Origin of the sequence: Sphingomonas sp. Leaf38, from assembly GCF_001421825.1 — a bacterium.
Lineage (GTDB): Bacteria > Pseudomonadota > Alphaproteobacteria > Sphingomonadales > Sphingomonadaceae > Sphingomonas.
This window is the reverse complement of record NZ_LMLD01000008.1, coordinates 230,718-251,944: the sequence shown is the minus strand read 5'-3', so window position 1 is coordinate 251,944 and position 21,227 is coordinate 230,718. Positions and strand designations below refer to the sequence as shown.

Annotated in this window: 21 protein-coding genes, 1 tRNA gene and 1 pseudogene; 5 read left to right on the top strand and 18 right to left on the bottom strand. The window is 63.5% G+C overall.

The genetic code is table 11. The features are described from left to right. Positions 1 to 32: 32 nt before the first annotated feature. Positions 33 to 707 (top strand): TlpA disulfide reductase family protein, encoded by a 675-nt coding sequence (locus ASE88_RS02280; RefSeq protein WP_235527722.1) that lies wholly within the window; start codon positions 33 to 35, stop codon positions 705 to 707. A gap of 103 nt (positions 708 to 810) precedes the next feature. Here the strand turns inward: ASE88_RS02280 and ASE88_RS18660 are convergent, their stop codons facing one another. The 4 genes from ASE88_RS18660 to ASE88_RS18105 all read right to left on the bottom strand — a co-directional run bounded on the left by ASE88_RS18660 (position 811) and on the right by ASE88_RS18105 (position 4,941). Next, positions 811 to 1,155, bottom strand: a complete 345-nt coding sequence (locus tag ASE88_RS18660) for a hypothetical protein (protein WP_156356865.1) — start codon at positions 1,153 to 1,155, stop codon at positions 811 to 813. Between the two features lie 121 nt (positions 1,156 to 1,276). Continuing rightward, entirely contained in the window at positions 1,277 to 2,308 is a 1,032-nt protein-coding gene (locus tag ASE88_RS19825; RefSeq protein ID WP_082466080.1) for a TniQ family protein, read from the bottom strand. Continuing rightward, entirely contained in the window at positions 2,309 to 3,217 is a 909-nt protein-coding gene (locus ASE88_RS18110; protein ID WP_082466078.1) for a TniB family NTP-binding protein, read from the bottom strand. Next, the gene (locus ASE88_RS18105) at positions 3,214 to 4,941 is read right to left on the bottom strand and encodes a Mu transposase C-terminal domain-containing protein (protein WP_082466076.1); all 1,728 of its coding nucleotides are present in this window, start codon (positions 4,939 to 4,941) and stop codon (positions 3,214 to 3,216) included. Before ASE88_RS18105 ends, ASE88_RS18110 begins: the two co-directional genes overlap by 4 nt. Before the next feature lie 237 nt (positions 4,942 to 5,178). Here ASE88_RS18105 and ASE88_RS02275 point away from each other — a divergent pair. Continuing rightward, positions 5,179 to 5,985 (top strand): annotated as a pseudogene (locus ASE88_RS02275) (ATP-binding protein); the annotation flags it as partial. Positions 5,986 to 6,050: 65 nt separating this feature from the next. Further along, positions 6,051 to 6,135, top strand: a tRNA-Leu gene (locus tag ASE88_RS02270). A 62-nt stretch (positions 6,136 to 6,197) separates the two neighbouring features. Here the strand turns inward: ASE88_RS02270 and ASE88_RS02265 are convergent. From ASE88_RS02265 to ASE88_RS02210, 13 genes are all read right to left on the bottom strand, one after another. Next, positions 6,198 to 7,046: a glycosyltransferase family 2 protein gene (locus ASE88_RS02265; protein WP_056475012.1), complete on the bottom strand. Its 849-nt coding sequence runs from the start codon at positions 7,044 to 7,046 to the stop codon at positions 6,198 to 6,200. Further along, positions 7,043 to 7,642 (bottom strand): SAM-dependent methyltransferase, encoded by a 600-nt coding sequence (locus tag ASE88_RS02260; protein ID WP_056474862.1) that lies wholly within the window; start codon positions 7,640 to 7,642, stop codon positions 7,043 to 7,045. The genes ASE88_RS02265 and ASE88_RS02260 overlap by 4 nt, the downstream gene beginning before the upstream one ends. Beyond that, entirely contained in the window at positions 7,632 to 8,315 is a 684-nt protein-coding gene (locus tag ASE88_RS02255) for a PIG-L deacetylase family protein (RefSeq protein ID WP_235527714.1), read from the bottom strand. Before ASE88_RS02255 ends, ASE88_RS02260 begins: the two co-directional genes overlap by 11 nt. After that, a complete protein-coding gene (locus ASE88_RS02250; RefSeq protein ID WP_200910124.1) occupies positions 8,312 to 9,412 on the bottom strand; it encodes an acyl-CoA dehydrogenase family protein in 1,101 nt (366 codons plus the stop codon). Before ASE88_RS02250 ends, ASE88_RS02255 begins: the two co-directional genes overlap by 4 nt. Beyond that, a complete protein-coding gene (locus tag ASE88_RS02245; RefSeq protein ID WP_056474859.1) occupies positions 9,409 to 10,440 on the bottom strand; it encodes a glycosyl transferase in 1,032 nt (343 codons plus the stop codon). The genes ASE88_RS02250 and ASE88_RS02245 overlap by 4 nt, the downstream gene beginning before the upstream one ends. Next, the gene (locus tag ASE88_RS02240; protein WP_056474849.1) at positions 10,437 to 11,378 is read right to left on the bottom strand and encodes a glycosyltransferase; all 942 of its coding nucleotides are present in this window, start codon (positions 11,376 to 11,378) and stop codon (positions 10,437 to 10,439) included. Before ASE88_RS02240 ends, ASE88_RS02245 begins: the two co-directional genes overlap by 4 nt. Beyond that, positions 11,375 to 12,529: a glycosyltransferase family 4 protein gene (locus ASE88_RS02235; RefSeq protein WP_055879946.1), complete on the bottom strand. Its 1,155-nt coding sequence runs from the start codon at positions 12,527 to 12,529 to the stop codon at positions 11,375 to 11,377. Before ASE88_RS02235 ends, ASE88_RS02240 begins: the two co-directional genes overlap by 4 nt. A 256-nt stretch (positions 12,530 to 12,785) precedes the next feature. Continuing rightward, the gene (locus tag ASE88_RS18655; RefSeq protein WP_156356864.1) at positions 12,786 to 12,965 is read right to left on the bottom strand and encodes a hypothetical protein; all 180 of its coding nucleotides are present in this window, start codon (positions 12,963 to 12,965) and stop codon (positions 12,786 to 12,788) included. Between the two features lie 118 nt (positions 12,966 to 13,083). Then, a complete protein-coding gene (locus ASE88_RS02230) occupies positions 13,084 to 14,508 on the bottom strand; it encodes a hypothetical protein (RefSeq protein ID WP_056474846.1) in 1,425 nt (474 codons plus the stop codon). A 415-nt stretch (positions 14,509 to 14,923) separates the two neighbouring features. Beyond that, on the bottom strand, positions 14,924 to 16,318 hold the full coding sequence (lpdA, locus tag ASE88_RS02225) for a dihydrolipoyl dehydrogenase (RefSeq protein WP_056474839.1): 1,395 nt from the start codon (positions 16,316 to 16,318) through the stop codon (positions 14,924 to 14,926). Between the two features lie 31 nt (positions 16,319 to 16,349). Further along, entirely contained in the window at positions 16,350 to 16,739 is a 390-nt protein-coding gene (locus tag ASE88_RS02220; protein ID WP_055879954.1) for an acyl-CoA thioesterase, read from the bottom strand. After that, positions 16,736 to 16,948 (bottom strand): hypothetical protein, encoded by a 213-nt coding sequence (locus ASE88_RS02215; protein ID WP_235527713.1) that lies wholly within the window; start codon positions 16,946 to 16,948, stop codon positions 16,736 to 16,738. Before ASE88_RS02215 ends, ASE88_RS02220 begins: the two co-directional genes overlap by 4 nt. Positions 16,949 to 17,064: 116 nt before the next feature. Further along, a complete protein-coding gene (locus ASE88_RS02210; protein ID WP_056474834.1) occupies positions 17,065 to 18,420 on the bottom strand; it encodes a pyruvate dehydrogenase complex dihydrolipoamide acetyltransferase in 1,356 nt (451 codons plus the stop codon). A 122-nt stretch (positions 18,421 to 18,542) separates the two neighbouring features. Here ASE88_RS02210 and ASE88_RS02205 point away from each other — a divergent pair, with 122 nt between their 5' ends. After that, on the top strand, positions 18,543 to 18,998 hold the full coding sequence (locus ASE88_RS02205; protein WP_055879958.1) for a universal stress protein: 456 nt from the start codon (positions 18,543 to 18,545) through the stop codon (positions 18,996 to 18,998). A 3-nt stretch (positions 18,999 to 19,001) separates the two neighbouring features. Here ASE88_RS02205 and ASE88_RS02200 read toward each other — a convergent pair whose 3' ends face one another. After that, positions 19,002 to 19,685, bottom strand: a complete 684-nt coding sequence (locus ASE88_RS02200) for a hypothetical protein (RefSeq protein WP_056474831.1) — start codon at positions 19,683 to 19,685, stop codon at positions 19,002 to 19,004. A gap of 200 nt (positions 19,686 to 19,885) precedes the next feature. Between ASE88_RS02200 and ASE88_RS02195 the strand changes: the two genes are divergently transcribed. Beyond that, positions 19,886 to 21,178, top strand: a complete 1,293-nt coding sequence (locus tag ASE88_RS02195; RefSeq protein WP_056474828.1) for a M28 family metallopeptidase — start codon at positions 19,886 to 19,888, stop codon at positions 21,176 to 21,178. Positions 21,179 to 21,227: the final 49 nt, after the last annotated feature.

The window sequence follows — 21,227 nt, the reverse complement described above, 5'->3', positions numbered from 1 at the left end:
TGGGAAGCGCGATTGCCATCGGACCGCTTATGATGGCGGTCGATCGTGGATTGGCGGTACTGTGCGTCGCCGTGTTCCTGGGGCTCACGACCGTGGCAGGGCGGTTCCGCTTCCCGCAAGTGTCTACGGTTACGACCGGTGCCATCGTCGCTGGACTGGTGGCGGCGCGGATCGGCTATGTCGCGGCACATTGGGCAAGCTATGTCGAAGCGCCGCTATCCATTTTCGCCGTCTGGCAGGGTGGCTTCTCTGCGATGGCCGGCATCGTTGGTGCTGCCGCAACGCTGGCCTTCCAGCTTGGCCGAACACGCGCCTTGGCGGTGGGCTGGGGGGCGTTGGCAATAGCGGGTGGCCTGTGGTTCACGCTCCAGGCGCTTATCCCGCCCGTGACCTATGGCCCCTTCCCCTATCATTTAACGTTGACGACGCCGTCCGGCGCTCCTCTCCCGCTTGCACGTTTCCGAGGCCGCCCCTTCGTGGTCAATCTATGGGCGACATGGTGCGGGCCGTGCCGGCGCGAGCTGCCGATGCTCGACGCCGCGGCAACGCGCAATCGGGATGTGCCGATCCTGCTCGCCGATCAGGGTGAGTCACCAGCAATCGTCACCGGGTTTCTTACCCGTGAAGGCATCGGCGTGAACAATGTCGCGCTCGATCCTTCCCGTACCGGCGCCGTCGCAAGGCGGCCTGCCGAACACGCTTACTGATGTCTGATGGCGTTGGCTCCAGATGGCGTCATCGTAATGCAAGGCGCTTCACCCCTCATCATTCGTCCGTGCTGGGTTTGCGATGGTCGCCAGTGGCCAGCGTTCAGCTCTGATCCCACGCCGTGATAGTCAGCACTTCATTGGCTTGGCACAGCGCCAGCTCAGCGTGCTTGATAGTAATTTCCCGTGGCATACGCCACGGTACGTCGTCTTCTGCTGGAGGTGCCTCTCCAAGAAATAGCGGCACGATCGATCCCGCCAACGCCGTGTATAGGTTAGGATAACCACCGGTCTTCACCAGTTGGGCCTCCCCGTTCTCGACCAGTTGATCAAGCCAGACTGTACCTCTAGACCCAACCTTCCAATCAGCCAAAACTGAAGTGCGGGTCAAACTCAACAGATAGTTCTCCGGCGAATGTCGATAAACTGTAATTCTCCAACCGATCATGCCGTTTCCTATTCTGAACCAACCAAAGCGACGGCACCTTGCAGGTTGTGTCGTAGCTTCTAAGGCCGAAGCCGTGGAACGACGTCAACATGGATGATTACATGACGAAGTGCATCGGTACTCATGGATAACCTTGGGAGGTCGCTGATAAGCGCACTGGCTTAAGCTTGCGATGCGGCGCGTCAGGTGATGTCAAATATGTATCAATAACTGCATCATATGCGAACGGCAGGACACCAGAGTTGCCTCTGATGGCCCATGATCGCCACATCCCAGCCTCCGCGCAAAGCGCGGCAAATTTGAAGGGCCAGCCCTGAAGAAGTCGAGCTACGATTGCCATCATACGATGGCGTTCAATAACCGGAAGAAACTCTGGCATCGGCAGCTTCGACTCAAATATGGGGGGCGCCGGATCTAAGCCATGTTCTCGACAAACTACGTCCCTGAGTCGACTGGCTCGGGGGTTAGACGTCACAATGCTTAGAATTTGACGGACGAGCGCGAAATAGCTGAGCGGGTGCCCACACCCAAGCTCGGGCATGGCGGAGGGCGGGCCTAACCACGTTGCTCGCATGCGATGTTCGAGCTGCAGTGTCAGGGCGTCCCCGAACATCGTAGGATGGTCCCGACGATCGGTGAAGCAATGGCTGCAGTATGGATCCTCCCCGCGATGAGGGGATGCTGGTAGTGCACACTGATGACAACGATCTGCTAACACATATCCGTGGCTAGAGCACGTCGTAGAAAACCCCAGTCGCCACGCCCTTCTATAATATGGGGCTTTGCCTTCTTTTAAGCAGGAGGGGCACCATTGTTGTCCGGAGCGTCTCCTGGTTCGATGATAGATGCCCAAAGGCAGAATCCAGCGGGTAAGGCCGGTCAGCCTAAGTTTATCAAATACGATGCCTTCTAGAGATCTCAGTGATGTAGCATGCCCTCGGTTTTCAGAGGTTCCCGTCATCACACAAAGGTCGTTGATGAAAGACCGAGATCCTAAAGAGTCTAAGTCCCTATTCCATATCTGAAGGCCGGGCCACTTAAGATGGCAGAATGTGTGCAGCTTAGACGAGTTGCCATAAGCAACACGTCGTAACCATGACGAGAGAATCTCGTCATCATACGGCTTTGGTCGCCACGGCAGGAGCTGGGACACTTACGTTCTCACCCCAAGCATGTGCTCCGCAGCAGCACGACGTTCACTGGGAGGAATCCATCGAAGTTCGTCTATGAGTATGTTATTCACAAACTCTTGACCAGACCGGATTGCTTCGCAAGCAGCGGATAATATCAGTCTTACTATTTCTCCTATCGTGCCTTCGGAAAGTCCGACAATACGCTTAATCAATTCTGGATCAGATAGACTTGACTGTTTTTGTAAAGGTAGGAGAGTCTCAATGGTGTTTAAAAGTGCCTTAGTGTAACCGTCGACCCGCCATTTCGGCAGAGGCCAATGCTCAAAACGGTTAGCAAGTTGTTCATCCGATTGTAGAGCTCTTACAGATGTTGCTAATCCGCAAGCAATCAGATGAATACCATGCTCATTGGATATGTACCTGAGTAGATTCAAAAAACCCCGCTGATGCTCTATTCTGCCGGCATGTATGTTATGAATCTCATCTATAACTAAAACCTTGGTGTTTACTAAGCCTAAAAGGCGTATCGTCTGACTTTGAAGCTGACTTAAAACAGCAGTTCTTCGTACCGGCGATTGTAATCGGTCGAGTATGGCCATATAAAACTGGCGCGGATCGGGGGTGGGAGGCATTTGGACGTAAAGAACTGAAGCTAATGACGCGTCTGCGTCGGGGTCGTCAAAGTCAGGATGAGATTCAACAAATTTCCGCACCAACATTGTTTTGCCATTATTGGTGGAACCGGCAATTAACATGCTTGCCGGTCGGTGTGACCTCGGCGCGATGACGATTTGCTCCATCCGCGCTCGAATGAGTTTTGCCGCTGCGTAGGATATGAAAGGGATACTCTGGATCGCATTGATCCGCGTCTCTGCAGTTGCGCCGAGCAAATCCCGCGCTGTTTTCGAAAGGCGGCGATCGTCCGTCATTCGTCGATCTCAAAAATATCATCCTCTGGCAAGTCAGGCAGTTTGGAGAAACTCCAAGGCCTATGGGAGCTGGAGCGGGCGGTGCCGTCACCTTGTCCTTCGAACGATGCGTGTGTGCCTTCTGCGTTTCGTGCGCGCCTTTCAACGGCGAGACGACCTCTTCGAGCAGCCGCTTTACTTTCCGCAGCCTTTTCGACGATGCGGCGCTGCGCTTCGACGGCCTCAAACAGGGCGGACTCGTCATAGTCAGAATTTCTTTCCGATCTCACTTTTTGGCGTGCCGCTTCGAGCTCCCAAAGAGATACTGACGGCCTAGCAATATCTCGGGAACGGATGTGATAGTAGCGACCATCATTCGGCGATAAAAACCAAATAGCTGATACATCTCTTGGATCTCGTCGAACTATGAATGGATCCGCGTTATCGGAGCCCATGTACTCCCGTAAAACATCGTCCATGTAATGGACGCAGCCCCAGCGAATGCCACGTTGCGTGATGCGCCGACGCTCAAGGGGTAGGAAATCTATCAACAAGCGTTCCGGGTCATTAATCAATGGCGGGGTGCCCCGCCCAGGTTGAGATGCGGTGCCGAAGATACCTTCTCTCCATCGGGTATTGGGCGTCTTGCTGTGATAAGAATGGGGAGATCGATGATACTGACCGGCAAAAAAAGTTGCGAAAAAGCGCTCCAACTCTTTCAACGTCATAGCCGCGCTGGCATCAGGGTCACGGTCTCCCTTTTCGGCGATCGAGCCACCGGTCGCTCCGGGCAATATCTTGACCGCTCCCATGGCAGTTCGCATCATACGTTCGACGATGCCTCCGAAATGCGGCATTCCCGGCGGGCGGTATTCAATATTCATTCCCCAAGCGATGCAGCCCTTTTCGACCGCCTCCGAATGAAAGTCTGAGCCATTGTCGACATAGAGGCAGTCCGGTCGCCCGTGCATTGGCCAATCAAACTGTAAACCTATTCGCCCCGCCCATTGCTCTTTCGGCAAGATGCTATGAACGAGGCAGAGGCCGACAGATGTCGCAGAAGGAGCCTCTAAGCTTAGATGGAAGCCCAGAATCGCGCGCGAGAACTCATCTATTGCTATCGTCAAATATGGCCGTCTTAGTGGTTGCCTATTCATCTCGTCTACAACAACCAAATCAACCATCGTGTGGTCTATCTGTACTCTCTGAAGTGGCCATTGCGTATCCAACGTTTTTCCTGGCATCGCTTTGTACCGTTCGCGGGCGAATTTCTTGCCTTCTCGGGCCGCTACGATCTCGATATCCGGAATCTTTTTTAGCCGGCGTTTAATTGTGCCTTCGTCGGGAGGCGGAAGACCAGCCGAGGTGCACTTACGTCTGATCTCCATGACGGTCTGAGTGACCGTTGGCCGCATCCGGCTGAGATGAAACCGATCTAAAACCTCAGAGATGACGTCTTCCACCTCAGGTTTAATGAATGTCATGCCACTGCGCCCGTGGCCTTGTCTTGGAGCAAGATCAACTAGGCGCCGGGTAGCCCCATAACGTTTGATTAGATACCAAACCGTTCTAGGCGAGCAATGGAGCTTTACTGCGGCTTCCCGAACCTGCTTGCTGGTATTTCTGCTAGATAGCAAAAGCGAATCAATAACGGGCTTTCGTTCAAGAGCTTTATTCATTTGACGGTTGGACATTTCCGCCCCGTCTATCGTCAAAGGCTCCACTTGGTCTTCGATACCCTTCATTGCCTTGAAAATCCTTATGCGGACTAGGGTCCGCAAAATATGTGCTCTGAAGAAAGTAATGCTACTTTCGGACGGTTAAGTCCACATTGACTTAGTGGGAGCGGGTGTCCGAAATGCTTGAAAGTGAACCGTTATCCGGACAATTGCTGTCTGACATCATTGATCAAGGGTTTCGTGAAAGTGAGTGCGTATTAGCGAACGACTGTTAGTCTGATAGGGAAGAAGTTCAGACGATCGGGTTTCGCACCAATGCTATCGCGATGCACGTATGCGAATGTAGTGCAATGCTCAGCCCGTCTCAGTGCAAACGTTAGTGCGAGCCGAGCGGGGCGCGGGCGGGTGCACAGTGCAAACCGGTGTACCTGCTTTACAGGCGGTCTCAAGGTAAAACCGGGCGAAGTGAGCCTCGCGCATCTCGGCGTCCTCTTCCTCGACGAACTCCCGGAGTTTCAACGCGCGGTACTCGATTCGCTGCGCCAGCCGCTAGAGACAGGCACAGTCAGCGTCGCGCGGGCCAACGCGCACGTCACCTTCCCAGCACGCGTCCAGCTGATCGCGGCGATGAACCCGTGTCGGTGCGGGCACCTCGGCGATGCGAGTCTCGCGTGTGCGAGAGCGCCCAAATGCGCAGCCGATTATCAGGCAAAGGTATCAGGCCCTTTGCTCGACCGGATCGACCTTCACATCGACGTCCAGGCGGTCAGCGCCGCTGATCTGGTTCTCCCACCACCAACCGAGGGGTCGGTCGAGGTCTCCGTCCGCGTCGCCGCCGCTCGCGCGCTCCAATCGGAACGCTATCGCGACCACCCGGTTCGTACGAATGCAGAGGCCGATGGCGCGTTGCTCGATGTCGTGGCCACGCCTGACGACGCCGGTCGTCGATTGCTCGCACAAGCGGCCGAAGCGATGCACCTGACCGCGCGCGGCTACACGCGGATCCTCCGCGTCGGTCGCACCATCGCCGATCTTGCCGGCTGCGAAACCGTCGGCCGACTCCATATTGCCGAGGCGCTCAGTTACCGTCGCCAACCGCCAAGAAATTGACCGCTGCGTTTTCCGATCAAGACGGCTTGCGGTGGACGAACGCTTCGTCTAGCCAACCCGCCGCTGCCCCTGTGGCGAAATTGGTAGACGCGACCGACTCAAAATCGGTTGCCGCAAGGCATGCTGGTTCGATTCCGGCCAGGGGCACCATTCACGCATTTTATTGCATCTCGGCAATGTCACATGCGGCGGGATGTAGCTGAGCTCGCCGCTCAAGAGCGGCGACTTGCTACTATCTCGTCCGGGGTCGGTGATCGAACGACGGACAGCGCGTTCCCAGCCAGAATGATCAGTCCCATCTCGGCGAACGCGTCAAGCCAACCGTGCATCGGCCAGATTCCCCAGATTTTGCGAAATTGCCGGGCGTTGCGGACTATGTCGGCAAAATGCTGGAGCGGCGGGTCGTAGGTTGCGTGATGCTGATGACACGCGATTGCGTCGCCAACGAAAAATAACCGTACGCCAGCCGCATCCGCCCGGAAGCCGAAATCGGTGTCCTCTGCACCATACCCCGAAAAGCGCTCGTCGAAGCCCCCTAATCCCGTAAACCGCTGTCGGCGAATCGCGAACGCCAGCGACCAGAAGAGACCAGGGTTTGGCTCCCAGCGAACCCCGGAGCGGGGGAAGTCGCGGACCGGGTGCGGTGTACCGGCGGCAAGAAGATCGTGTTCGGTCCATATACCGCGCGCATCGTTGGGGCCAAGATAACGGACGTTTGCGCACAACAATGCGTCTTGGTCGAGAAGTATGTCGTCCAGCGTGGCGAGGCAGGAGTGGAGGGGGATGCAGTCGACGTCGAGGAAGATCAGGCGGAAGCCGGTGCTCGCCGCCACGGCCAGGTTGCGCGCGGCCGCCAGGGGAAGCCCATCGGTTTCCAGGCGGACCATCTTCACGGGAAAGTCCGTGTTCGGGGCGGCCAGCGGCGCGTCGCTCATGTCGACCACGACCAGTTCGGCCGGCTGACACGACGAACGGCGAAGGCCCTCGACCAAATTGGCGAAATGCGCACTTCGGTTGCGGACGATCGTGAGAATGCTCAGCCCGGCGCGGTGCTCGGTCATCGACGCCGCCATAGGTCCAGCCGATAGCAGTCCGTCCGTTCGACATGCTCGACGGCAACGGCACCACCAACCGCGTCGTGAAGCTTGGCCACGGCGGCGTCGCCGGTCTGGGGATAGTCGGTGGCGCCAACCCAGTGGACCAGCAATATGCGTCCACCCGCGGCAACGTGCGTCCGCAGCCATGCCCCCGCGGTCAGCAGGTCGGCATCGCTCCAATAATAGACGACTTCGGACAGCATGACGAGATCGAGCGGTCCCACCACGGGAAGCGCGCCCGGGAACGCCTTTCGCTCAAACCGGACCTGGGGCAACATGCGGCAGCGCTCGCGGGCGTAGGCGATGGCCTTTCCGGCAATGTCGATCGCAAGCAGGTCGGCACAGAGCGGCGCGAGCTGCCGGGTGAGCACGCCGTGCGCACAGCCGATCTCCAACGCAGATCCATAGCGGCGGTCGTCGAGCACGGCGATGGTGCGCGCGAACTTCGCCGCTTCGTAGGCGCTGCTCGCCAGCGACCAGGGATCGTCGTCATGCGCGAAGATCCCGTCGAAATAGCCGGCATCGAGACTGGCATTGGCGGCGCGGTGGTCAACGGGCATCGGCGATCCTGCTCAGGTGAAGAACGTCGCGCGACGGCATCCGCCACGCGGCGCGGGCGAGCCGGAAGCCCGGACCGTAAGCTGCGCTTGTCTGACTGCGATGCGCCAGCAATGCGTGACGCCGCTGGCCCGGCGGGATCGCGCGGGTCGTCAACGTCGTCCGGGCAGGCGGTAGCGCCGGATCGGTCCAGACACGGTAGTCGAACAGCGTCACGGGTCGGCGCGAAACGCAGAGCGCCGCACGCGCGAGCGCATGGCATGCGGCGTGATCGCAATGCGGTTCCTCCGCACCGGTCACGGCGACCGCGTCGACGCACCGGGCGCGAAAAAGCGCGGCCAGACGACGCACCGTCCTGCGCCAATCCGCGCTGCCCGGCTGATGCGGGTGCGCATCGGGCCAGTCGAGGAACACCGGACGAGGGGCGTCGGCGCCCGCGAGCCTGCGTCCCGCCAGTGCCGCCTCGCGGTGTCGCAATCGGGCAAGCCATGTGCCGCCATCGTCGTGTGAGCCGGCGCCATCGGTGAGATAGATCGTGCCGGCGAAGCGCCCTGCAGCAGCCGTCTCGGCGATGAGCGCGCCTGCACCCAATGTCTCGTCATCGGCATGTGGGGCGAGCACCAGCCAGCGGGCGCCGGCGAACCGGCTCGCGTGCAGGGGGCGGGCGATGCTCACCACAAGCGATCCTCGCCCCAGCAATCATGGTCGAGCCAGTCGCGTATCGCGGTATCGCGGACCTGGTCTGGTCCGGCCTGGCGCAGATAGAGTCCGAGATCGCGAATGATCTTGTCGACCCGCTGCCCCTCGAAACTGCTCCGGGTGCCGATCAGTCGGGCGGCGTGCTCCATGACGTCGAGCCCGGCGCGTTCGACCACCCCGCGGGTCATGCGTGCGAACGCGGCGGCATCGGCGTCCTCGCGCGCGGCGCGTATCGCTGCCTCGCGCACCCAGAGACCAGCGGTGCGGGTCGCCACGATGGCATGTCCCAAGGCGGCGCGCGCGAGCGGATCGGCGCGGGCGGTGTCCGACAGCGCGGCGCGCGTTTCGGCGAGCAACGCCTCGATCCCGCCGAGCTGCACGGCGGTGAAACGCCATGCCCCGCTGGTGAAGCGCGGTTCGCGGTCGTAATCGCCCGGCTGCCCCAGCAACGCGGCCTCGTCGATCGGATAGCCGGTCAGGTCGTAGCTGCCGCTCATGCTCGCGCGCATGCCGCGGACACGCCAGCCGCTTGCGTCGGTGCGGGCGACGTCGTCGGCAGCGACGATCGCCAACCGACGGTCGCCATCTTCGGGCTGGACGGTGACGATCGCGTAGCGGATTCCGCCGGCGCCGCTGGCGAAACTCTTCGCCCCCAGCAACGAAAGGCCGTTCGCGGTATCGACCAGCGCGACACCCGGTGCGGGCTCGGTCGCCCATACGCCGAACGTCGCACCGCGATCCAGGACGTCGCGCAACCATGCCTTCTGCGCGGCGGTCGCATACCAATCGAACAGCGCCATCGCGTTGACATGCCCCTCGTAGAGCCGGCCGACGCTCAGGTCGCCGCGACCGATCCGGCGCAGCGAATCGAACATGGCGTGGTGTCGGGCGGCGGCGTCGGCGAAGCGATCGCCTCCGGACTCGACCGGTGAATATCGTCGTAACAGCCCGGCCTCGGCTAGCCGTTCGATGCTGTCGGCGGGGTGCGCGCGAACGGCATCGTAATGGTCACCGAGCCGCGCGAGATCGCGGACCAGCGGATCGTCAAGCACCGGCATCATCGTCTCGCTCATCCGCGGTCTCCATCGGCCAAGGCTATCACATAGGCGGCGAGACGGTCCGCGCCACGGGGATCGTCGAGCGCGGCTTGCGCAGCGGGATCGCGGTGTTCGACCTTGGCGAGCAGCGACGGCCAGTCTGCCGTCGCGGGATCGTTGCAGGACAGCGCCGCCCCCGCTGCAACCAATTGGCGCGCTTTTGACCGTTGTTCGTCGAATGGTCGATCCTCGGGCAGGCAGACAAACGGGCGCCGCGCCGCCAGTACCGCGCCGACGACGCCGTCCCCGGCGCTGCCGACGACGATCGCTGTCCGCGCGATCCGCGCGGCCGCGTCGTCGACCCAACCGAAACGTTCAAGATTGCCCGGCGGATCGACGATCGGCGTGCACGCGCCGATGACGTGCCAGGTCCGGTCGGGCGTCGCGCAGGCGGCGCGCGCCCACACCGCGCCGTCGATCGGCGATCCGCCGCCCCCGCCGACGACGAGGACCGAACCGGGCTCGACCGCATCCGGATCGGCGCGGTGGGTTACGCCGGGGCAGTATCGTGTCTTGCGTCGTACCCAATCGGGTGTTTCCGGATCATCCAGCGCAGCGGCGAACGGCGCGACGATCGCCGTCGCGGCGCGGAAGGCATCGAGGTGCGGGATGTCGTTGCGGACCCCGTTCAGCCTGACGAACACGGTCGGGACCGATGCCAGCCGCGCGAGCATGGCGATCTCGCAGGAGACATCGACGACCATCAGCGCTGGCCGATGTTCGGCGATCCACTGCGTGACGGCGGCGACCCGGCGACGGATACCGTCATGATCGAGCGGGGCGTAATGCAGTGCCGCGGGACGGTCTCCGCCCAAATCGTCTCCGTCGAACGCCGCATGCAGACGATCGTCGGGAAGATCGACATAGGCATGCGAGCCGGTCTGCCCGGTCAGGTTCGTGCCGATCAGCGTGACGCGGCCATCGGCACGCTCGGCGACCGCCAGCGCGCGTGCGCGGTGCCCGGCGCCGTGGTGATGAACATAATAGCCGACCGGTCGGGTCATCGCGACACTGCCGCGCCAGCCGGGACCGACCCTGGCAGCGCCATGTCTGCCGGCATCGGTGGCAGCGTGGCCTCGTGCGTCAGCATCGCCGCGACGCCATGGGCTGCCCGCTCGGCGCGGCGCCACTGCGCCCGCGCGCGCCAATGTTCGAAGGCCGGTACCTGCGGCGCGGTGCCGTCGGCCAGCGTCGCGGCCAGATCGGCCATCGCGATGGCCATGCCACCCTCAGCGCGACCATCGGTGCGTGCCGATACGCGCGTCCACACCGATGGCGGGTGGACCAGTCGCCCGCCCGCCGCGACCGCGTCGATGACCATCTTGCGATCCTCGCCGGACGCAATCGGCGTGACTCCGCCGATCGCGTGGAACAGCGCGGCGTCTATCGCAATGCTCGCGCCGGTATGGTCGCCGTGACGCGGCGCCGGATCGTGAGGGGCGGGGTCGATCGCATCCTCGATCGCGCGCACCGCCGCCCAATAGTCATCGAACCGCGCCCGCAGCGCGACGACCGCCGGGGCGATCGGCTCCGCATCGTCGAGGACGATCCGCCCGCCGACAATATCCGCTCCGGCATCGATCGCGGCCAGATTGGCGGCGATCCAGGTGGCGGGCGGGCGGCAATCCGCATCGGTCGAGATGAGTACGCCCTCTCCGTCGAGCCAGGCATGCCCCATCGCCATCGCGTGCCCGCGGGCACTACCGGCATGGGCACGCGGTGGAGGGAATGTGCAGGCCTCCGCCCGGATATCCAAACGCCCGCGGTGACGCAGCGCGGCGTCCTGCGCCACCGCGAGGCTGTCATCGTCGCTATTGTTGATGCAGACGGCTACCCGGATGCGCTCGCGCACGGCCTGCGCCGCCAGCGCGTCGAGCAGGATCGGCAGACGCTGGACTTCATTGCGCGCTGGCACGCAGACGCAGAATGCGGGGGTGGTCATCCCAAGCGTGCGCCGGTCGCCGGTTTGATCCCGGCCATGCCCCCGCGCGCGGGCCACATCGCGGACATCGCCGCGGCGGCCGGCTCGGGGATCGGCACGGGGCGCGCCGTCATCTCGGCGTAGAGCGCCTCATAGCCGTCGATCATCGTTTCGGCATCGCAGATCGCCTCGGCCCGCGCGCGGCTGTCCGACCGGTCGAGCCGCATCGCCTGGATCGCCGCGTTCGCCAATGCACCGACATCGTCGGGATCGGCGAGCACGCCGCTCGTGGCGTCGAGCAGCGTCGGTATCGCACCACGCGCAAAGGCCGCGACCGGCGTCCCGCACGACAGCGCTTCCGCGACCACCAGGCCATAGGGCTCGTCCCAGCGTGGCGTGCACAGAAACGCCCGCGCCCCGCCGATCAAATGCGACAGGTCGGCATGATCGAGATGGCCGACATAGCGGATCGCGGCATCGAGGTGCGGCGCGATCTCGGCGGCATAATAGGTCGGATCGGAAATCGGGCCGGCGATCCGCAACGGCAGACCGATGTGCCGTGCCGCCGCGATCGCCAGATGAAGGCCCTTCTCGGGAACGATCCGGCCATACCAGACCAGATATGCTTCGGCATCGGGCTGCGCGCGATACGGGAAGCGATCGAGATCGATGCCGTTGCCGACCACGCGATCGATCGGCACGATCGGCGACCACATCGTGCGGATCGCCTCCGAGACCGCAACGAACCGGGTCGCTTCGGCACGGCACAGCCGGATCCCGCTTTCGAGCCAACAGAAGGGCGGCGTGTGCAGCGTCGTCACCATCGGCATCGGCAGCGTATCCGCCATCGCCACGGGCAAATAGTGCAGCGAATTATTGTGGACGATATCGAACGCGCCCCGGCGGAGTTCGGACATCAGCCTGAGATAGGCATGATGTTCGCGAAAGAACGCGATGTCGGTCGCCTCCGCAACGCCTGTCGCCATCAACGCGGTTTCGTCGCAGATCGCGGTAAGCCCGGTCGCCGGATCGGACCGCGTCGAGGCGAACAGCGTCACGTCATGGCCGCGTGCGCGCAGGCGGGTCGCGAGCAGGTGCGTGTGCATCTCGAGCCCGCCCGCAAACGGTTCGACGATGGCATGCTTGAGATGGGCGATGATCGCGATACGCATGATCGGACTGAACCATCCACACAATAGTTGAGCGGACGTAACGACCGTGGAGCGCCACAGGGTCCGTATACTATTGCAAAATCGTGCTGATAGGGATCAAGCGTTGCACTATACTATTGGCCGGCCTGGATATTCGATGCCCGCGCAACAGGGGCGCGCGAAAGCTATGCCCGGGTTCCATGCGCCTGGCGCACTTCAAATACGACACGCGTAGCACTGGCAGGTCGATCAACCCGGTCGCGCCACTTGTTGCCGATCAATGGGACGAATAGTTGGTCTGACGTTCGACCGGTGCCGGGCAATCGGCCGCCCCGCTCTGCTCCGTCAGCTCGATGGCATGCTGGAGATGACAGGCGGCGAGAATTTCCAAATCGCGATCTAGCAACGCGAGCGCCATTTTCATCAAAGACAGGGCGGTTTCAGAACGTCTTGGCATGATCCATGTTAGAATAATGCAGAATGCGAGACAAGGGAAAGCCGCGTCGGGAAAGGGCTTTCAACGGGTTTGGATATGATTCCTCGGTCGCAGAGCCGCTGGCGGGCGCGCATGCACGTCAGTTCAGCATGCCCGCATAGCTTTGGGGTGGCGCCTGAAGCATCATGCGTGCGGCTGTTCCGGCGACGATCACCAGCAGCAGCGCGGCCGGGCCGATGATCACCACGCGCCGCGGCGGTGCATGATCGGCGAGCAGGACGATGGCGATGGCGGTCGCGATCATCGGCCACAGATGATAGCGCAGATCCGAGGCGATGCTGAGGACGCCGAAACTGGCTTCCAGCGCGAGTGCGGACACAAGCAGCGCGATCGCCAAACGCCGCGGCGCGTCGTCGGGGCGTGCCAGCGCCGCGGCGAGCGCGACGATCGCAAGCACGATCCAGACGATCGGCCAGCCGAGCGGCATCTCGACGATCGCAGCGGTCACGGTTTCCCAGCGCTGCGCTGCTGGGTTGGGGCTATCGAGACCGAGCGTGTTGGGCTCGGATGCGGCCGGCGGCGCGGCACCGGGCCAGTGGAACGGGACGAGCCAGCGGTCGGTCGAGTTCAGATGCGCCAACCGATGCGCGGCATAGGCGACCGGATGGTGAAGTGCCGCAGACGCGAGCGTCGGGTAGAGCGACGACGCGGGCAGCGTATGCAAGCGTGCCATCGTCGGCGCACAATGCTCGTCGTCGCCAAGCGGATCCCAGAAGAACGGCTTTGCGCAGTGGCGGGCGACGATGGCGGCCGATTCGGACGGGGTCAGGCCTGTGGTCGTGCTGTCGGGCGCGCGGGCGGCGATGCCGGCAAGATCGTAGAGCGCCTGGGTCGCCTCGACCCCGCTGGGGTTCGCGCGCAGCACCTGGTGGTTCACGAGGGGGGCGACGCCCAGTATGACGACGACCGCGATGCAGGCCGTGGCGAGTTTGGCGCGCGCACGCGCGGGGCGGGGCGACAGCATCACGCTCAGCGGCACGACGATGAAGACGGCGTTCGCGCGAACGAGCACGGCATAGACGAGCAGCAGCGCGACCGGGATCATCGCCGAAGCCGGTGTCGGTCGGTTGGCGAGACGCCACCAGCCGACGATACCGACCGCGGCGAGCAGCGCGCCGACAAGTTGCGCATCTTTGAGCACGACACCCTGCCAGCCGAGGAACGGCGGCAACACGCCCATGACGAGGATCACCAGCGCGCTGCGGGTGCGTCCGGCACGGGCGAGTGCCGCGGCGAGCAGGCCGAGGCCGAGCCAATAGGTGGCGAGCTGGAGCACCAGCATGGGCGTCGCGCCGGGTCCCAGCGAGGCGAGCAGCGCCCAGATGCGCGCCATCGCGGGCGGGTGCCAGTCATCATACACGCCCGACAGGACCTGACGATATTGCGCGACGGTGTCGTACATCGCGACCCCGGGCCAGAACAGTGCAAGCGAGGCGATCCACAGCGCACTCGCGACGAGGGCGATGTGGCGCGGTTTGAGACGGGACGCAGGTTCGATCGACATTCGCAGGTCCTGCACCGATGGGCGATACGTCGCGGATCCCGCGAACGTGGAGGCGTGACGCGGCGACCTTGCGGGGCCGTCCGCCTAAGGGTCAAGGGCGATAGGGCCGAAACGAGACGGTTTGCCCGGCGCGGTCGATCGGCCGGGTACCGGGATGGTCGATGACGCTGCCGGATCAAGGCATCGCTGGATCACGCGAGTGGTGACTTTGCCGACGGCGGGCATGCTGCGTAGCGAGCACCCGGGTCCTGCCTCCGCCCCGATGGCGGGGAGGGCAGCCCGATCGCCGGCATGGATTCTTACGCATAAGGGGGGGCCACTTGGCAGGCGGAGGGGGCGGGAAGCAGCCACGTCTGCGCCGTGTTCCCCCTCCGACACCTCAGCGACCGCCCCCTTGCGGGGGAGGATACCGCGATCAGTAGTGGATCGACCGGCCGTAGGCGCCGAGGACGCTCTCGTGCATCATCTCGCTGAGCGTCGGGTGCGCGAACACCGTCTCCATCAGCTCGGCCTCGGTCGTCTCGAGCTGGCGCGCGACGACATAGCCCTGGATCAGCTCGGTGACTTCCGCGCCGACCATGTGCGCGCCGAGCAGCTCGCCGGTCTTCGCGTCGAACACCGTCTTCACGAAACCCTCGGCCTCGCCGAGCGCGATCGCCTTGCCGTTGCCGATGAACGGGAATTTGCCGACCTTGAGCTCATAGCCGGCTTCCTTGGCCTTCGCCTCGGTCATGCCGACGCTCGCGACCTGCGGGCGCGAATAGGTGCAGCCCGGGATGTTGGCCTTGTCCATCTGGTGCGGCGACCCGCCCGCGATCTTCTCGACCGCGATGATGCCCTCATGGCTGGCCTTGTGCGCGAGCCAGGGCGCGCCGGTGACGTCGCCGATCGCCCAGATGCCCTCGACGTTCGTCCGGCCATAGCCGTCGGTCTTGATGTGCCCGCGATCGGTCTCGACGCCGAGCGCCTCCAGCCCGATATTCTCGGTGTTGGGGACGATGCCGATCGCGACGATCGCGTGGCTGAACGTCTCCTCGACGACCTTGCCGTCCTTGTGCTTGATCTTCGCGGTGACGCCGGTGCCTGATGGCGCCAGGCCTTCGAGGCCGGTGCCGGTCAGAAGCTTGATGCCCTGCTTGGTCAGCGCCTTGTCCATGAACGCGGAGACTTCCTCGTCCTCGACCGGCAGGATCCGCGGGAGCATCTCGACGATCGTCACGTCGGCGCCCATGTCGTTGTAGAAGCTGGCGAACTCGACACCGATCGCGCCCGATCCGATGACCAGCAGCTTGGTCGGCATCTCGGTCGGCACCATCGCGTGGCGATAGGTCCAGATCGTCTTCCCGTCGGCCTTGGCGAACGGCAGGTCGCGCGCGCGCGCGCCGGTGGCGACGATGATGTTCTTGGCTTCGAGCTCGACGGTCTTGTCGCCCTGCTTGACGCTGAGCTTGCCTGTTGCGGTTACGGTGCCGACGCCTTCGACGACGGTCACCTTGTTCTTCTTCATCAGGCCCTTCACGCCGGCATTCAGCTGGCCCGCGACCTTGCGGCTGCGGTCGACGACCTTGGCGAGATCGAAGCCGACATTGTCGGCCTTTAGGCCATAGCTCTCGGCGTTCTGCATGTAGTGATAGATTTCCGACGTACGCAGCAGCGCCTTGGTCGGGATGCAGCCCCAGTTGAGGCAGATGCCGCCCAGGCGCTCGCGCTCGACGATCGCGACCTTCAGGCCGAGTTGCGACGCGCGGATCGCGGCGACGTAGCCGCCGGGGCCCGAGCCGAGGATGACGAGATCATAGGTATCAGCCACGGTAGAGTCCTTTGGATTAGTTGGTTGCTGCTTAGCTAGAAGCGGGCGGCACGGGCCGCGGTTTGCGGTCGTCGTCGACCGCCACGAAGATGAAGCGCGCCTGGGTCACCTTGCAGCTGTCGTTGCTGTGCCGCGCGCGGCGCCAGGCCTCGACCTCGATCGTCATCGAGGTGCGACCGACCGCGAGCAGATGCGCGTAGACCGACACCTCGTCGCCGACGACGACGGGCATGTGGAATTTCATCGCATCCGCCGCGATCGTGACGGCACGGCCGCCGCTGCGTCGCGAGGCGACCGAACCGGCGGCGAGATCCATCTGGCCCATCAGCCAGCCGCCGAAGATGTCGCCATAGGGGTTGGCGTCGGCGGGCATCGCGGTGACGCGAATGGTAGGAGCCTTTTCAGGCGGTAGTTCGGTCATGCTTCAGTCCTGCGGGTCGCCTGGTCGAGACGGCGGGCGCGACGCAGTGGCCCAGCGCCCATCAGCAAGGTCGCGACCATTGCCGCGGCCCCGCACGCCCAGATCACGTCTCGCCCGAGCGGATAGGACCATGCCGCCGCCCAGGTAATTGCGACCGCCACGCCGAGCCCGGCGAGAATGTGAAAGATCTCGATGGTCGTCTTCTTCATGTCGAACATCCCCCTAAACCGTTCGTGCCGAGCGCAGTCGAGGTCCATGCGTCTCATGCCCTTCGACTTCGCTCAGGGCGAACGGAGTGGGAGACGGGACGTCCATGTCCGTCAGCTTACGCCAGCATGCCCAGCGGGTTCTCGACGAGATGCTTGAACGCCTTCATGAACTGCGCGCCGTCCGCACCGTCGATCGCGCGGTGATCGAAGCTGCCGGTCGCGGACATCACGGTGGCCACGGTGAGTTCGTCGCCGACGACGTACGGACGCTTCTCGCCCGCGCCGACCGCGAGGATCATCGCCTGGGGCGGGTTGATGACCGCATCGAACTGCGTGATGCCGAACATGCCCATGTTGCTGATCGAGGCGGTGCCGCCCTGATATTCCTCGGGCTTCAGCTTGCCGTCGCGGGCGCGGGCAGCAAGGTCCTTCATCTGCGTCGAGATCGACGACAGCGAGGCGGTGTCCGCACCGACGATGATCGGCGTGATCAGCCCCGATGGCGTGCTGACCGCGACCGAGATATCGGCGCGCTGGAAGCTGATCAGCTGGTCTGGCGTGAACATCACGTTGCAGGTCGGCACCTGCATCAGCGCGACGGCCTGTGCCTTGATGAGCAGATCGTTGACCGACAGCTTCACGCCACGCGCTTCGAGGCTCTTGTTCAGCTCGCCGCGCAGCTTGAGCAGCGCGTCGAGACGGATGTTCACCGTCAGGTAGATGTGCGGAACGGTCTGCTTCGATTCGGTCAGACGACGCGCGATTGTCTTCCGCACGTTGCTGAGCTTGGTCGCCTCGTGCGGGATATCCGGCACGGTCGCAGGCTTGGCGGCAGGCGCGGGGGCTGCAGCAGCGGCAGTCGGCGCAGCGTCGGTCCTGGCAGCAATAGGTGCCGCACCTGGCTTTGCGCTCTCGACGTCGGCCTTGACGATGCGACCCTTGGGCCCCGAACCCGAGACAGAGCCAAGATCGATACCCTTGTCGGCGGCCAGGCGGCGGGCGAGCGGGCTCGCCTTCACACGGTCACCGCTGGCGGGCGCGGTTGCAGACGCAGTGCCCGCATCTGCGGGACGACCGTGATCCTCGGCCGAAGCCTCCGTGCGTTCGACCGGCTTGGCCTCGCTGCCGGTGTCGTTGGGATCCTTCGGATCGGGCTTGGCTTCCGATTCCTTGGCGGCCGGCTCGGGCGTCTCGCTCTTGGTGGGTGCGGACACCGACGATGCGTCCTCGCCCTCTTCGGCGATGATCGCGATAACCGTGCCGACCTTCACGTTGTCGGTACCCTCGGCGACGAGGATCTTCACGACGGTGCCCTCATCGACGGCTTCGAATTCCATCGTCGCCTTGTCGGTCTCGATCTCGGCCATAAGGTCGCCGGATTTCACGACGGCGCCTTCCTTGATCAACCATTTGGCGAGGGTACCCTCCTCCATGGTCGGGGACAGCGCAGGCATCTTGATCTCGATCGACATGGATTTCCCCAGGGCGTGACGTAACGGCATGCCTACTCGCGCCCTCGTCCGCTCGGGTCAACCCCGCCGCACTTGCGTATCGACCCGCTGCGGCCCAATTACGGCCAATAACGGGGGCGAAAATGCGCATTTATCTGGTGGTGATCGACGACAGTCCCGAAGCGGGCATCGCGTTGCGGTTTGCCGCGCGGCGAGCCGTGAAGACCGGCGGCGGCGTCGAGATACTCACCGTCATCCCGCCGCAGGAGTTCATCGCGTTCGGCGGCGTCCAGGCGACGATCGAGGAGGAGGCGCACCTCCATGCGCAAGGCCTGGTCGCGGCGGCGGCGGGCACGTTGTTGGAGGAATCGGGGCTGCGTCCATCGATCACGGTGCGCGAGGGCGAAGGCCCCAAGATCATTCGCGCGATGATCGCGGCGAACCCCGAAATTGCGGCACTGGTGCTCGGCGCTGCCGCAACGGGCGCGCCGGGCGAGTTGATCGCGCATTTCACCGGCGCCGACGCGGGCGCGCTGCCAGTGCCGGTGATGATCATCCCGGGGTCGCTGACACGCGAGGCGATCGATCGGCTGAGCTGATCGTCAAACAGGCGATCGCGCCGCCGTCTCGGCCGGCCGCTCCTGCAAAAGACGCTCAACGCGGCGAATACCGGTCGGCGAGAGCTGGACGGCGTTGCGGAGTGAATCGACCGGCTCGATCAGATTCCTGCCAAGCAACACGCGAAGCCAGCGTTCTACGGTTGTCGCCGGGAGAGCAAGATGGTCGGCGATTGCCGGAGGCGTCGCAATCCAGCTTTCGGCCTCGGATAGATAGATCAACAGCAAGATGCCCCAGGCGTGATCGGCGAAGATGTCGGCGCCCAGCGCGGCGTCGCGCGCGCGCATGACCCCAAGCAGATCCTTGGCCCGCAGCCACAGGCGTTGGGGGATCTTGTCGGCATTGGCGACGAGATCCGCCTGGTTGACGGTGGCGAAGGTACCCACAAGATAACTCGAATCGCCATTGCCGAGACGGGACACCTGCACATCCAGCGTGATGATCCCGCCCTCTCCGCCGATATAGCGTTTGCGTATCATCGACGGGCCGCCATTGGTTTGCAGTGCCGCGACCCGGTTCAGGCTGCGGGCCATATCCGCTGCATGCGTAATCGCCAGATAGGACAAGCCGATGAGATGCTTCTGCGTGCGCTGCAACAGCATCGCGACGGGCTCGTCAATGGCTTGGAGGATCCCGCTGGCATTGGAAATGGAATGCCCGATGATCATCTCTAAGTCCCGATTTTTGTACTATACCATGTAGTAGAAATACGAATCTCCCTCAAACCTGGATCATACATCACGATAAATCATACTGATCTGCATCAACATGTGGCGAATAATCCGAATTAGTAAGGCTGGGTGCGATTGCTTACCGCGATCGGCGACAAGACGCTTGAGCAGGCGCGCCGATCGCGTCACGATAGGCGATGATCGTTCTTGCTCTTCCGTTGCTCGCCGCCGCTGCCGCCGCAACGCCGCCGCTTCCCGCTCCCTCCGCCGACCGATTGAAAGCGGACGTCGCGACGATGGTCGGGTTCGGCACGCGCCATACCGCATCGACGACCACTGATCGCAAGCGCGGGATCGGCGCGGCGCGCGATTGGGCGGCGCGGCGCTTCACCGCGATCGGTGCGACCTGCGGCGGGTGCATCACGGTCGACCGGATTTCGCGCAGGTTCACCGGACCGCGCGCGCCGACCGGGGTGGTCGTCGAGGATGTGCTGGGCATCCAGAAGGGCCGCGACCCGAATCGCGTCGTGATCGTCGGCGCGCATATCGACAGCCGCGTGACCGACGTGATGAACGCGACCTCCGATGCACCGGGTGCGAACGACAACGCATCGGGTGTCGCGCTGGTCCTTGAAGCGGCGCGGCTGCTGGCGCAGCGCAAGTTCGACGCGACGATCGTCTACGCCGTATTCTCGGGCGAGGAGCAGGGGTTGTGGGGTGCCGAACTGCTTGCCGACACCGCCAAGGCGCGCGGATGGCAGGTCTCGGCGATGCTCAACAACGACATCGTGGGCAACACGGTCGGGCAGGGCGGTGTGCGTGTCGCCGACAAGGTCCGGGTGTTCTCCGAAGGGATTCGCGCCTCCGAAGATCTGGTCGCGCAGCAGGGCCGACGCGCCGAAGGCGGTGAAGACGATGGTCCGAGCCGCGCACTCGCCAAGGCGATCGACGGGATCGCCTCTGGGATCCCCGGCGGCCTCGACGTGATGCTCGATCGCCGCCCGGATCGGTTCGGGCGCGGCGGCGATCACGAACCATTCCTCAAGCTGGGCTACCCGGCGGTGCGGTTCTCGGTCGCGGTCGAGAATTGGGACCGCCAGCACCAGGATCTTCGGTCCGAGCAGGGCGTGGTCTATGGCGACACGATCGAGGGCATGGATTTCCCGTATCTCGCCAAGGTCACTGCTATCAACGTTGCGACGCTCGCCCGGATCGCGGGGGCACCCGCCGCCCCCGAGGACGTCGCGATCGCTGGCGCGCTGTCGCGCGACACCACCGTGAAATGGTCCGCGGTCGCGGGCGCGGCCGGATACCGGGTCCGCTGGCGTAGCAACGATGCGCAGGACTGGACGCAGACGCGTGACGTGCCGGGGACGAGCACGGTGCTGGTACAGGTCCCGGTCGACGATAATTTCGTCGGCGTCTCCGCGCTATCGGCTGATGGAGCGGAAAGCGTGGTAAGCTTTGCAGGGCGCGACCGGCGTCGGTGATGCGGCTTGAGGGCCGGTGGCGGTGATGCGGCTTGAGGGCCGCTGGCGG